Annotated in this window: 11 protein-coding genes; 8 read left to right on the plus strand and 3 right to left on the minus strand. The window is 60.9% G+C overall.

From position 1 onward, the window contains the following. Positions 1-67: 67 nt before the first annotated feature. Positions 68-1,717, minus strand: coding sequence for an acyl-CoA dehydrogenase family protein (locus BSF40_RS15175; protein ID WP_095965706.1), 1,650 nt, complete (start codon positions 1,715-1,717; stop codon positions 68-70). Positions 1,718-1,791: 74 nt separating this feature from the next. Then, entirely contained in the window at positions 1,792-4,176 is a 2,385-nt protein-coding gene (locus tag BSF40_RS15180; protein ID WP_095965707.1) for a hybrid sensor histidine kinase/response regulator, read from the minus strand. 283 nt (positions 4,177-4,459) lie between these two features. Here BSF40_RS15180 and BSF40_RS15185 point away from each other — a divergent pair, with 283 nt between their 5' ends. The 4 genes from BSF40_RS15185 (at position 4,460) to BSF40_RS15200 (ending at position 7,985) form a co-directional block, all read left to right on the plus strand. Continuing rightward, positions 4,460-5,257: a hydroxymethylpyrimidine/phosphomethylpyrimidine kinase gene (locus tag BSF40_RS15185; protein WP_057713171.1), complete on the plus strand. Its 798-nt coding sequence runs from the start codon at positions 4,460-4,462 to the stop codon at positions 5,255-5,257. A gap of 31 nt (positions 5,258-5,288) precedes the next feature. Beyond that, a complete protein-coding gene (gene thiE / locus BSF40_RS15190) occupies positions 5,289-5,912 on the plus strand; it encodes a thiamine phosphate synthase (protein WP_095965708.1) in 624 nt (207 codons plus the stop codon). 10 nt (positions 5,913-5,922) lie between these two features. Continuing rightward, a complete protein-coding gene (hemL, locus tag BSF40_RS15195) occupies positions 5,923-7,206 on the plus strand; it encodes a glutamate-1-semialdehyde 2,1-aminomutase (protein ID WP_095965709.1) in 1,284 nt (427 codons plus the stop codon). A 224-nt stretch (positions 7,207-7,430) separates the two neighbouring features. After that, positions 7,431-7,985: a tetratricopeptide repeat protein gene (locus tag BSF40_RS15200; RefSeq protein WP_095965710.1), complete on the plus strand. Its 555-nt coding sequence runs from the start codon at positions 7,431-7,433 to the stop codon at positions 7,983-7,985. Between the two features lie 111 nt (positions 7,986-8,096). Here the strand turns inward: BSF40_RS15200 and BSF40_RS15205 are convergent, their stop codons facing one another. Further along, positions 8,097-8,426 carry a DUF1820 family protein gene (locus BSF40_RS15205; RefSeq protein ID WP_003185742.1) on the minus strand — a complete coding sequence of 110 codons (330 nt, stop codon included), beginning with the start codon at positions 8,424-8,426 and terminating at the stop codon, positions 8,097-8,099. A gap of 135 nt (positions 8,427-8,561) precedes the next feature. On the opposite strand from BSF40_RS15205, the gene miaB reads away from it, so the two are divergent. The 4 genes from miaB to BSF40_RS15225 all read left to right on the plus strand — a co-directional run bounded on the left by miaB (position 8,562) and on the right by BSF40_RS15225 (position 12,445). Continuing rightward, the gene (miaB, locus tag BSF40_RS15210) at positions 8,562-9,890 is read left to right on the plus strand and encodes a tRNA (N6-isopentenyl adenosine(37)-C2)-methylthiotransferase MiaB (RefSeq protein WP_172435716.1); all 1,329 of its coding nucleotides are present in this window, start codon (positions 8,562-8,564) and stop codon (positions 9,888-9,890) included. 215 nt (positions 9,891-10,105) lie between these two features. Further along, positions 10,106-11,113 carry a PhoH family protein gene (locus BSF40_RS15215; RefSeq protein WP_015096962.1) on the plus strand — a complete coding sequence of 336 codons (1,008 nt, stop codon included), beginning with the start codon at positions 10,106-10,108 and terminating at the stop codon, positions 11,111-11,113. Next, entirely contained in the window at positions 11,106-11,600 is a 495-nt protein-coding gene (gene ybeY, locus BSF40_RS15220; RefSeq protein WP_015096963.1) for an rRNA maturation RNase YbeY, read from the plus strand. The genes BSF40_RS15215 and ybeY overlap by 8 nt, the downstream gene beginning before the upstream one ends. A gap of 5 nt (positions 11,601-11,605) precedes the next feature. Continuing rightward, entirely contained in the window at positions 11,606-12,445 is an 840-nt protein-coding gene (locus BSF40_RS15225; RefSeq protein WP_007975860.1) for an HlyC/CorC family transporter, read from the plus strand. Positions 12,446-12,452 lie beyond the last annotated feature (7 nt).

A 12,452-nucleotide genomic window follows, 5' to 3' on the forward strand; every position in this document is an offset into this window, starting at 1 on the left:
TTGAATGTGAAACCGCATTCGCGAGCAAGCCCGCACACATTGGCCAGTGGTGACCTTGCACCTGGGATCAGAAACCCTGCGGGGTCGATCGGGCGACAATGGCTTCCACGTCCAGGCCGCGTGGCAACGCGCCGTACACCCGGCCGCCACCGTCCAGGCGACTGGCGATGAAGGCATCACTGACCACAGAATTCCCGGCTTCCAGCAGCAACTTGGCCTGCAACCCCAAGGCGATGTCTTCAGTCAGTTGCCGGGCGCGGTACTGAATGTCGCTGGTGTCCTTGAAGGCCGCCTGCAATTGCTGGATGTGCGCGGCAAGGCGCTTGTCGCCATGGCCGTCGCCCAACTCGCTGAACAGTGCATCGAGCACGCCCGGTTCTTTTGACAGGGCACGCAGCACGTCCAGGCACTGCACGTTGCCGGAACCTTCCCACGTCGAATTCACCGGCGCCTCGCGGTAAAGCCGCGGCAAAATGCTGTCTTCGACATAACCCGCACCGCCCATGCATTCGGCCGCTTCGTTGATCATGGCCGGCGCCCGCTTGCAGATCCAGTACTTGCCCACCGCCGTTACCAGCCGGGCGAACCTGGCTTCCTGCGAATCGTCCAGATGATCCAGCGCCCGGCCCATGCGCAGGCTCAAGGCCAGGGCGGCTTCGCTTTCCAGCGCCAGATCCGCCAGCACGTTCTGCATCAATGGCTGCTCGCTGAGCAGTTTGCCGCCGACCGAACGATGAGCGCAATGATGGCTGGCCTGGGTCAGTGCCTGACGCATCAGCGAACTGGAACCGACCATGCAATCGAAGCGGGTCATGGCGACCATCTCGATGATCGTCGGAACGCCACGCCCCTCTTCACCGATCATCCACGCCAGTGCGCCGCGGAACTCCACTTCGCTGGACGCGTTGGAGCAATTGCCGAGCTTGTTCTTCAGGCGCTGGATGTAGAACTGATTGCGTGTGTCGTCCGGGCGATGGCGCGGCAGCAGGAAACAGGTCAGGCCCTTGTCGGTCTGCGCCAGTGTCAGGAAGGCGTCGCACATCGGCGCCGAGCAAAACCACTTGTGTCCCACCAACTCATAGGCCTGGCCCGGACCGCTGGCTCCGACCGGATACGCCTTGGTGGTATTGGCCCGCACATCGGTGCCGCCCTGCTTCTCGGTCATGGCCATGCCGATGGTGACCCCGGCCTTGTGGGCCATGCCGACGTTGCGCGGGTCGTATTCGGTGGCGAGGATTTTCGGCAACCACTTTTGCGCCAGGTCCGGCTGCAGGCGCATGGCCGGAACGCTGGCGAAGGTCATGGTCAACGGACAGCCACTGCCGGCTTCGGCCTGGCTGTGCAGATACGACATGCTAGCGCGGGCCACATGAGCGCCGTCCTGCGGGTGCGCCCAGGGCAACGAGGTCAGGCCGTGCTCGACTGCCGTGCGCATCAGTTGGTGATAGGCCGGATGAAATTCCACCAGATCGATGCGATGACCAAAGCGGTCATGACTGTTGAACACCGGCTTGTTCTGATTGGCGAGGAACCCGGCTTCCATCAACGGACCACCGGCCAGCGCGCCGTAAGCGTCGATCCGCGATTCGGCCCAACCGGCCCCGAACCGCCGCGACCATTCCTGCAACGGCAAGTCGATGCGGTAGAGGTTGGCGCCGTCCAGGGACGGTGGCTGGTTGGTGACTTCGTGGGTTTCGGCAAACTGATGCAGGTTCATGACTGGGCTCCTTTGGTCGGCCAAGGGACTTCAGTTAAGCACCGCCCCTCAACCGAACAAAGTGTCATATCCGCCTAACTGTCGGCGCTTTCGCCCTGTTGCGAGCAGAGCACCCGGCGGTAGAGTGCGGCCTGCAAGTCTTCGAATTTCACCGGCTTGCTCAAGTAATCAATCAACGCACCGGTCGGGCAGCGTTCACGGTCACCCCCCAGGGCGATCATGAACAACGGCAGCTCGGCATGGCCCGGCAGCGCGCGGATCCGGCAGCACAGCGACTCACCGTCCTGACGCGGCAGCTGGCAATCGACCAGCACCGCGTCAAACACTTCGCGCTGCAGGAGATCGAACGCGACATCGGCTCCGTCGGCCGTACGCACGCGGAACCCCAGCTTGAGCAACATGCCGCGCATCACCAACTGGCTGATGCTGTTGTCATCCACCAACAACACGGCACAATCCTGAGGCAAGCGCAGGCGCGGAAAATCCCGGGACATCAGCGGCGCCAGCGGGCGTTCGACCACCGGCAGCCCGACTTCCACATCCAGCTGAAACCGACTGCCGCGTCCTGGCTCGGAACGATGCGTCAGGCGTCCGCCAAGCAATTCGACCAACTGTCGGCAAATCGCCAGACCAACACCCAGGCCGCCGTATTCACGGGTCATAGAGCCATCGACCTGGAAGAACCGTTGATACATCGTGGCCTCTCCCAGATCGGTGAAGCCAATGCCCGTGTCGATCACCGCAAAGGTCAACGCCAGCCGGTCGGGCCCAGTGGCATTGCCGGTCACCCGCAAGGCCAGGCCGCCGACCCGGGTGAACTTGATGGCGTTGTCCAGCAGACACTCCAGGCATTGCGCAATCTTGGCGTTGTCGCCGTGCACGCGATCTGGCACACCGGATGCGACATCGACCTTGAAGTCCAGCGACTTGCTCGAAGCGTTGCCCTCGAACTGCGTGCGCAGCGCCTCGACCATGCCGCGCAAGCTGAAAGTGTCGGTCGAGGCCTGGAGCTTGCCGGCCTGCAGTTCGGTGAGGGTCAGGATACCGTTGACCATGCGCATCATGTCCCGCGCCGACCCCGAAGCCGTCTGCTGATACTGCTCAAGCTCCGGGTCCATTTCGACCGTCTGCATCAGTTCCAGTGAACCGATCACACCGTTCATGGGCGTGCGAAGTTCGTGGGTCAGGGTGGCCAGGAATTCGTCCTTGAGCTTGTTACTGTGAGCCAGTTGCTGGTTGAGGATTTCAAGCTTCTGGCTGGCGTCGAACAGGGTTTGCGCCTGCTGCTCGCGCATGTCGTTAATGCGGTCGGCCAATGCCAGGGACAACAACGCCACTTCGATGGCCGAGCCGATCTGGCTGGAATACATGGTCAGGAACACATTCGGCAGGTATCCCAGCACCATCAACGTATTGACGATGCCGCCGAGCAAAAACGCCGACCAGGCAATAATGAAATACCGCGCGACGCGCAGGCCCCGCAACCAGGCAAAGATCCCGGCGGCAAAAATCACCACCGTGAACGTCAGCGCCAGGGCCGTGGCCAGGCGCAAGGCCAGGGCGTAGCTGGTCATCAATGACAGGCCGACCACCAGCGCACCGAAGGCAACCAGCGCCAGCAACAAGCGATCGAGCCAGCGACTGTGGATCGCCATTTGCAGGAAACTGCGGGCGAACTGACTGCCGAACAGACCCGCGCAGCCGATGAAAAACGGCGTCGCTGCGTTGGCCCACCAAGGGTTGTCCGGCCAGAAATACTGCACCGCCGCGCCATTGACCGACAGCTGATACAAGCCGAACGAAGCGATATAGAAGATGTAGTAGAGGTAACTGGTGTCGCGCACGCTGAGGTAGATGAACAGGTTGTAGACCAGCATCCCCAGCAACACGCCGTAGATCAGCCCCAGTACGTAGAGGCGCACAGGCTGCTCTTCGAGGTAGGCGGTGCTCGACCACAAGGTTACCGGTGCCTGGATCGAGCCTTCGCTTTGCAAGCGCAGGAACACGGTTTCGGCCTGCTCAGGTTTGAACGTCAGGTCGAATAGGTAGTTGTTCTGACGAATCTCGCGGCTGGCGAAGGGCAAGGCATCGCCGGTCTGCCTGACCAACTGATAGTTGCCGGCCGCATCGGGCAAATAGAGATCGAGATGATCGAGGGGTGGATAGGCCAGTTCCAGCAGCCAGGTCCGTTGCGCCGCCGGATCGGTCGGACGGTAATGCAGGTCGATTTTCAGCCAGAACACCGAACGCGAGTACCCGGCGTTGAGCGTGTCTTTGTTGTGCGCCTTGAAGTTGCCGGCCGCCGCTTGCGCGCGGATATCCGCGATGGTCGCCTGACCACCTGCGTCCTCATAGACCTGCAGGGTTCGGCCCAAGGGGAGGCTCTGAGTGAACTCATCGAACTCGACGGCGTTTGCCAGGAGGGGCAAACACAACAGCAACATCAGCAAATAGCGCATTGAAGCCCCAGCGTGGCCTGTCCGGTTCTGTCAGGAAGCCCCCCCATTCCTTTTGAGCAGACGTAAAACCGGTATCACCTGTTATTGGTTTGGATCCACTCTAGCATAGCCGTTGATGGCCATTAAATACCATTGAAATATTTCCTACAAAGGCTCTAGAACGGGCGTTCCAGAGGAACTACCAGGACATAATCAGAGGCAGGCAAATCACTGCCACAATGGAACAGGCAGACTGGATGTCACCACACCCGAAAATCAACGTTTGGTGGTAAGCTCGCGCACCATGAATATCTACAGCTCTCGCCCCGTTGTCCTCTGTCTCTCCGGCCACGACCCAAGTGGTGGCGCCGGCTTGCAGGCAGATATCGAAGCCCTGCTCGCTCAGGGATGCCATGCGGCTCCGGCCGTCACCGCCCTGACCGTGCAAGACACCGTCAATGTCACTGACTTCCGCGTCCTCGACCGTGAGTGGGTACTGGCCCAGGCCAATGCCGTGCTCAACGATTCCGAAGTCGCAGCGGTCAAACTGGGCATGCTCGGTTCCCTGGAAATGGTCGACACCGTGGTCGAACTGCTTTCGGCGCACCCGCATTTGCCTGTGGTCTGCGACCCGGTGCTGCGCGCCGGCGGCGGCGGACGCCTGGGCAAGGACGAAGTCGGCTACGCCATGCGCGAACGCCTGCTGCCCTTGTCGATCATTGCCACTCCCAACCTTCCCGAAGCCCGGATCCTCGCCGAACTGCCCGAAGGCACCGCGGACGAGTGCGCTGAAAAACTCCTGCCGTTCGTCAAACACCTGCTGATCACCGGCGGCCATGGCGACGAAACCGAAATCCACAATCGCCTGTACAGCCGCGACGGCCTGCGCGAAACCTTTACCTGCCAGCGACTGCCCGGCAGCTATCACGGTTCCGGTTGCACCCTGGCCAGCGCACTGGCCGGTCGTCTGGCCCAGGGTGAAAACCTCGCCAGCGCCGTGCAGACCGCGCTTAACTACACATGGCGCACCCTGCGTGACGCCGAGCAGCTGGGCAAAGGCCAGTTTGTGCCGCGTCGCCTGCCGCTGGATTTCTGTTCGTAACTTCCTTTTGTAATGCGGTGAGGCTTGTCCGATGAAATTACGTGGCCTGTACGCCATTACCGACAGCCATTTGCTGGACGGTAAGTTGCTCAAGTACGTGGAGGCGGCGCTGGAAGGCGGCGTCACCTTGCTGCAGTACCGCGACAAAAGCAGCGACGAGGCCCGCCGCCTGCGTGAGGCCGAAGCCTTGCGCGAGCTTTGCGAACGCTACAAGACCCAGCTGATCATCAACGATGATGCCGAACTGGCCGCGCGCCTCAATGTGGGCGTGCACCTGGGTCAGACCGATGGCCCGCTGACTCCGGCCCGTGCACTGCTCGGGCGTCAGGCGATCATCGGTTCAACCTGCCACGCGCAGCTCGAACTGGCCGAACAGGCGGCCAAAGAAGGTGCCAGCTATGTCGCCTTCGGCCGCTTCTTCAACTCCAACACCAAGCCCGGCGCACCGACCTGCAGCCTCGAGCTGCTCGACCAGGCGCGCAAGCAACTGCACCTGCCAATCTGCGCGATCGGCGGCATCACCCTGGACAACGCCGCCCCGCTGGTGGCCCATGGGGTCGATCTGCTGGCCGTGGTGCATGGCCTGTTCGGCGCCGAGAGCACGGCTGAAGTCACCCGCCGTGCCCGCGCCTTTAACGAATTACTTAAAATCTGAGAACCCGATCATGTCTCGTTCCGAAACGCTGTTTGCCAATGCCCAGAAACACATTCCCGGTGGCGTGAACTCGCCGGTTCGCGCGTTCAAGAGCGTCGGCGGCACGCCGTTGTTCTTCAAGCACGCCGAAGGCGCCTACGTCACCGACGAAGACGACAAGCGCTATGTGGATTACGTCGGCTCCTGGGGCCCGATGATCCTCGGCCACAGCCATCCGGATGTGCTGGACGCGGTGCGCAAGCAGCTGGAGCACGGCCTGTCCTACGGCGCGCCGACCGAGATGGAAACGCAGATGGCCGACCTGGTCTGCTCCCTCGTGCCGTCGATGGAAATGGTGCGCATGGTCAGCTCCGGCACCGAAGCGACCATGAGCGCCATTCGTCTGGCCCGAGGCTTCACCGGCCGCGACAGCATCATCAAGTTCGAAGGCTGCTACCACGGTCACTCCGACAGCCTGCTGGTCAAGGCCGGCTCGGGCGCACTGACCCAGGGCGTACCGAGTTCGGCCGGCGTACCGGCAGCGTTCGCCAAACACACCCGGACCCTGCCGTTCAACGACATCGATGCCGTTGCAGCCATGCTCGCCGAAGTCGGCCAGGATGTGGCTTGCATCATCGTCGAGCCAGTGGCCGGCAACATGAACTGCGTGCCACCGGCACCGGGTTTCCTCGAAGGCCTGCGGACCCTGTGCGACAAGCACGGCGTGGTGCTGATTTTCGACGAAGTGATGACCGGTTTCCGCGTCGCCCTCGGCGGAGCCCAGGCGTACTACGGCGTGACGCCGGACCTGACCACCTTCGGCAAGATCATTGGTGGCGGCATGCCGGTCGGCTGCTTCGGCGGCAAGCGTGAAATCATGCAGCGCATCGCCCCGCTGGGTCCGGTCTACCAGGCCGGTACGCTGTCCGGTAACCCGCTGGCGATGGCCGCCGGCCTGACCACCCTGCGCCTGATCAGCCGTCCGGGCTTCCACGCCGAGCTGACCGACTACACCACTCGCCTGCTCGACGGCCTGCAACAGCGCGCCGATGCGGCGGGCATTCCGTTCGTGACCACACAAGCCGGCGGCATGTTCGGCCTGTACTTCAGTGGCGCCGACGACATCGTCACTTTCGATGACGTGATGGCCAGTGACGCCGCCCTGTTCGGCCGCTTCTTCCACCTGATGCTCGAAGGTGGCGTGTACCTGGCACCGAGTGCCTTCGAAGCCGGTTTCACTTCGATCGCCCACGGCGAAGCCGAACTGAAACTGACCCTGGACGCCGCCGAGCGTGCCTTCGCTGCCTTGAAATAACGCCGTAGCGCTGACGTTGGCCATTGCCAGCGTCAGCTTTCACCTACACGCCCGCCTCCATTCCTACACTTCCAGCAAAAATCCTCCGCAAAACGGGAGATATATTTCCCGCGCAGCAGAAAAACGAGTAAAGACTTTGTAAGGTTGGCCCTGCTTATTTCATAATGCGCGCTTATTGGATCCCTCGATGGGTCCGCGCGCCCTTCAGAGGTAAGTCGATTCCCATGAACCGCACCGGCCGCACCCTTGCACTGGGCTGCCTGTTGCTTCTTCAGCCCCTGCTCGCGCACGCACAAGCAGGCGGCAACTCGTTGTTGATCCCAGCGATGGGTCGCTGCACCCTCAATACCCAGCCGCAAGACCTGGAACAGGCGATCGCCGCCTGCCAGAAAGCGTCGGATGAAGGGGATGCGCAAGCGCAATACGAGTTGGGTGAGTTCTACTACGAAGGTAAAAACGCGCCACGCGACCTCAATCAAGCCCTGAGCTATTTCGAAAAGGCTTCGCTGCAAGGCCATGCCCAGGCGCAATTCAAGCTCGGTACCATGTTCTTCCACGGCGAAGGCGTACCGGCCAATAACGTTCAGGCGTATATCCTGCTGAAGATGGCGGCGGTCAACGGCGCCGAAGACGCACTGGACACCGCCGACGAAGTCACCGAAAAAATGCCCCGCGAAGAGCTCGAACTCGCCACCCAGGTGCTCGGGCAAATTTTCCGTAAATATCTTATGGAGCTGCAGAGTGCCGATGGGCGTACGCCTTTCGCGCCTCTACCTTAAATTCTGCGGCGCTTTTTCCGGCCTCTTCGCGAGCAAGCCCGCTCCCACATTGGAATGCTATTCCCTGTGGGAGCGGGCTTGCTCGCGAATGAGGCAACCCGGTTTTGCGCCTTACTTCTCAGGCATCGGCATCGGAAACGGCATGACATTGCCAACCGCGCCGCGGGCTTCGCTGATTTTCGGGGTCCCCAGACGCTCGACTTCGTCGATACGCACGATCGAATGCATCGGCACAAAACTACGCACCACGCCTTCGAACTGAGCCTTGAGCTTTTCTTCGCTCGGATCGACGACCACTTGCGTGCGCTCGCCAAAGACGAACTCTTCCACTTCCAGAAAGCCCCACAGATCACTTTGATAGATCTGCTTGGCGTACATTTCGAACACCTGGCCCTGGTTGAGGAAAATCACCTTGTAGATTGGAGCTTCACGTTTGGTCATGGTGGGCGGGTAACACATCAAGGGATAAAAAAGAGGGCGCGAACTATAGCATAGCCGCCGGACGCACAGCGGTAGGAACCTTGGAACATGTTCCCTATAATGCGCGGTTCTTTGAATCACGTGATGACTCTTTCCATGGCCAAGAAGCTTTACATCGAAACCCACGGTTGCCAGATGAACGAGTACGACAGCTCGCGCATGGTCGATCTGCTGGGTGAACATCAGGCCCTGGAAGTCACCGCGCGCGCTGAAGACGCCGACGTCATCCTGCTCAACACCTGCTCGATCCGCGAACGTGCGCAGGACCGCGTCTACTCCCAACTCGGGCGCTGGCGCGAACTGAAGCTGGCCAACCCGGACATGGTGATCGCCGTCGGCGGTTGCGTGGCCAGCCAGGAAGGTGCGGCCATCCGCGATCGCGCGCCGTACGTCGACGTGGTGTTCGGCCCGCAAACCCTGCACCGCCTGCCGGAAATGATCGACGCCGCACGCATCAGCAAGCTGCCGCAAGTCGACGTCTCGTTCCCGGAAATCGAAAAGTTCGACCATTTGCCCGAGCCGCGCATCGACGGCCCGAGCGCTTACGTGTCGGTGATGGAAGGCTGCAGCAAGTACTGCACGTTCTGCGTGGTGCCCTACACCCGCGGCGAAGAAGTCAGCCGGCCGTTCGACGACGTGATTGCCGAGATCATTCACCTGGCCGAAAACGGCGTGCGCGAAGTGACACTGCTGGGACAGAACGTCAACGGTTATCGCGGCCTCACCCATGACGGGCGCCTGGCGGATCTGGCCGAGCTGATCCGCGTGGTTGCCGCCGTCGATGGCATCGACCGCATCCGCTACACCACGTCGCATCCGCTGGAGTTCTCCGACAGCCTGATCCAGGCCCACGCCGATGTGCCGGAACTGGTCAAGCACCTGCACTTGCCAGTGCAGTCGGGCTCGGACCGCATCCTCGCCGCGATGAAGCGCAACCACACCGCGCTGGAATACAAATCCAAACTGCGCAAGCTGCGCGCCGCCGTGCCGGGCATCTGCATCAGCTCGGATTTCATCGTCGGCTTCCCGGGTGAGACCGAGAAAGACTTCGAGCAAACCATGAAGCTGATTGCCGACGTCGGTTTCGACTTTTCCTACTCGTTCGTCTATAGCCAACGCCCGGGCACACCGGCCGCCGACCTGGCCGATGACACGCCGGAAGAACTGAAAAAAGAGCGTCTGAACGCCCTGCAGCATCGCCTGAACCAGCAAGGTTTCGAGATCAGCCGACAAATGGTCGGTTCGATCCAGCGAATCCTGGTGACCGATTACTCGAAAAAAGACCCGGGCGAGCTCCAAGGCCGGACCGAGAATAACCGTATCGTCAACTTTCGCTGCGACAATCCGACCCTGATCGGCCAGTTCGCAGACGTGCGCATCGATGCCGCGCAGCCGCACTCGCTGCGGGGTTCGCTGATCCGATAACACCGAATATCCCTGTGGGAGCGGGCTTGCTCGCGAAGGCGGTCTGTCAGCACCCTTAAAGTCGACTGACACTCCGTCTTCGCGAGCAAGCCCGCTCCCACAGGTACAGCGCCAGAGACGGGAATGGGGTTGCCTCATTTAAGAGCTTTCGCACCCGCGCCACTGGCGTTATCCTTGATTTCATCTCAATTGCCCCAGGGCGGCTAAATACGACCTTGAACGCACCCATAGAACCACATCGTTTCATCCTCGAGCCTTTTGAAGCTCGCCGCTTCGCCAATCTGTGCGGGCAATTCGACGAGCACTTGCGCTTGATCGAACAACGCCTGACCATCGAGATCCGCAATCGCGGCAACCAATTCGAGCTGATCGGCGAGCCCAAACACACCACCTCCGCGGAAAACCTCCTGCGCCGCCTATACCGGGAAACCAAGGGTACCGAGCTGTCGCCAGACATGGTGCACCTGTTCCTGCAGGAATCTGCCGTGGAACAACTGGACAACCACTCCCCCGCCGAACCGTCCGTGGCGCTGCGCACCAAAAAAGGCATGATTCGCCCCCGCGGCTTGAATCAGCTGCGCTATGTGAAGGAAATCCTCGGTAACGACATCAACTTCGGCATCGGCCCGGCCGGTACCGGCAAGACCTATCTGGCCGTCGCCTGCGCAGTGGATGCACTGGAGCGCGAGCAGATTCGCCGCATCCTGCTGGTGCGCCCGGCGGTCGAAGCGGGTGAAAAACTCGGTTTCCTGCCCGGCGATCTGTCGCAGAAAATCGACCCGTACCTGCGCCCGCTCTATGACGCACTCTACGAAATGCTCGGCTTCGAATACGTCGCCAAGCTGATCGAGCGCCAGGTGATCGAAGTCGCGCCACTGGCTTACATGCGCGGCCGCACGCTGAACAACAGCTTCATCATTCTTGACGAAAGCCAGAACACCACGGTCGAGCAAATGAAGATGTTCCTGACCCGGATCGGCTTCGGCTCCACGGCCGTCATCACCGGGGACATCACCCAGGTCGACCTGCCACGCGGCACCAAGTCCGGCCTGCACCATGTGATTGAAGTGCTCAAGGAAGTGCCGGGGATCAGCTTCACCCATTTCCAGCCCAAGGACGTCGTGCGCCATCCGCTGGTACAGCGCATCGTTGAAGCCTACGAGCGCTTCGAAACCCGTGCGGCCGATGATGCAGCCGCCAAGGATAGCCGCCGCGATGCTTGAGCTTGACCTGCAAATCGCTACCCAAGCCCCTGCCCCCAGCGAAGCCGAGTTCCGCCAGTGGTGCGAACTGGCTTTGCGTCAGCGCAGCGCCGACTCGGAAATGACCATTCGCCTGGTCGACGAAGCCGAAGGACGCGAGCTGAACCACACCTGGCGGCAAAAGGATTACGCAACTAACGTCTTGTCATTCCCGGCCGATGTGCCGGATGAGTTCCTCGACATTCCGCTGCTGGGCGATCTGGTGATCTGCGTGGCGGTGGTCGAGCGTGAAGCCGCCGAACAAGGCAAGCAACTCAAGGCCCATTGGGCACACCTGGTGATTCACGGCTGCTTGCATCTGCTTGGTTACGACCATATTGATGACGACGAAGCCGAGGAGATGGAAGCACTGGAACGAACGTTGCTTGCAGAACTGGGCTTTCCCGATCCGTACGCGGACGACGAAACCGATTTATCCCCCACAGAAACAACAAAGGATTCAGAGTAATCGCTATGAGCGAAGATCGATCGAGCAACGGGCAGAAGTCATGGCTGGGTAAGCTCACCCAGGCTTTTGCCCACGAGCCGAAAAACCGCCAGGAGCTTTTGGAGCTGCTGCGCGATGCACACCAGAACAAACTGTTGGACAGCGAAGCGCTGGCCATCGTCGAAGGCGCCATCCAGGTGGCTGACCTGCAGGTGCGGGACATCATGGTCCCGCGCTCGCAAATGGTCAGCATCAAGGCGAACCAGACACCCCGCGAGTTCCTGCCTGCCGTGGTCGACTCGGCTCACTCGCGCTACCCGGTCATCGGCGAAAGCCACGATGACGTGATGGGCGTACTGCTGGCCAAGGACCTGCTGCCGTTGATCCTCAAAGAGAACGGCGACAGCTTCAACATCAAGGATCTGCTGCGTCCAGCCACCTTCGTGCCGGAATCCAAGCGCCTTAACGTGCTGCTGCGCGAGTTTCGCGCCAACCACAACCACATGGCCATCGTCATCGACGAGTACGGTGGCGTGGCAGGCCTGGTCACCATCGAAGACGTGCTGGAACAAATCGTCGGCGACATCGAAGACGAACACGATGTCGAAGAAGACAGCTACATCAAGCCGCTGCCGAGCGGTGATTTCCTGATCAAGGCCCTGACGCCGATCGAGAACTTCAACGAATTTTTCGACAGCGAGTTCTCCGACGATGAATTCGACACCGTTGGCGGTCTGGTGATGAGTGCGTTCGGGCATCTGCCAAAACGTAACGAAATCACTGAAATCGGCCCATACCGCTTCCGCATCCTGAACGCCGACAGCCGTCGGATTCACTTGCTTCGCCTGACGCCCATTGCTCGCTAAGGATTGA

The organism is Pseudomonas sp. ACN5, from assembly GCF_002303975.1.
Lineage (GTDB): Bacteria > Pseudomonadota > Gammaproteobacteria > Pseudomonadales > Pseudomonadaceae > Aquipseudomonas > Aquipseudomonas laurylsulfatiphila.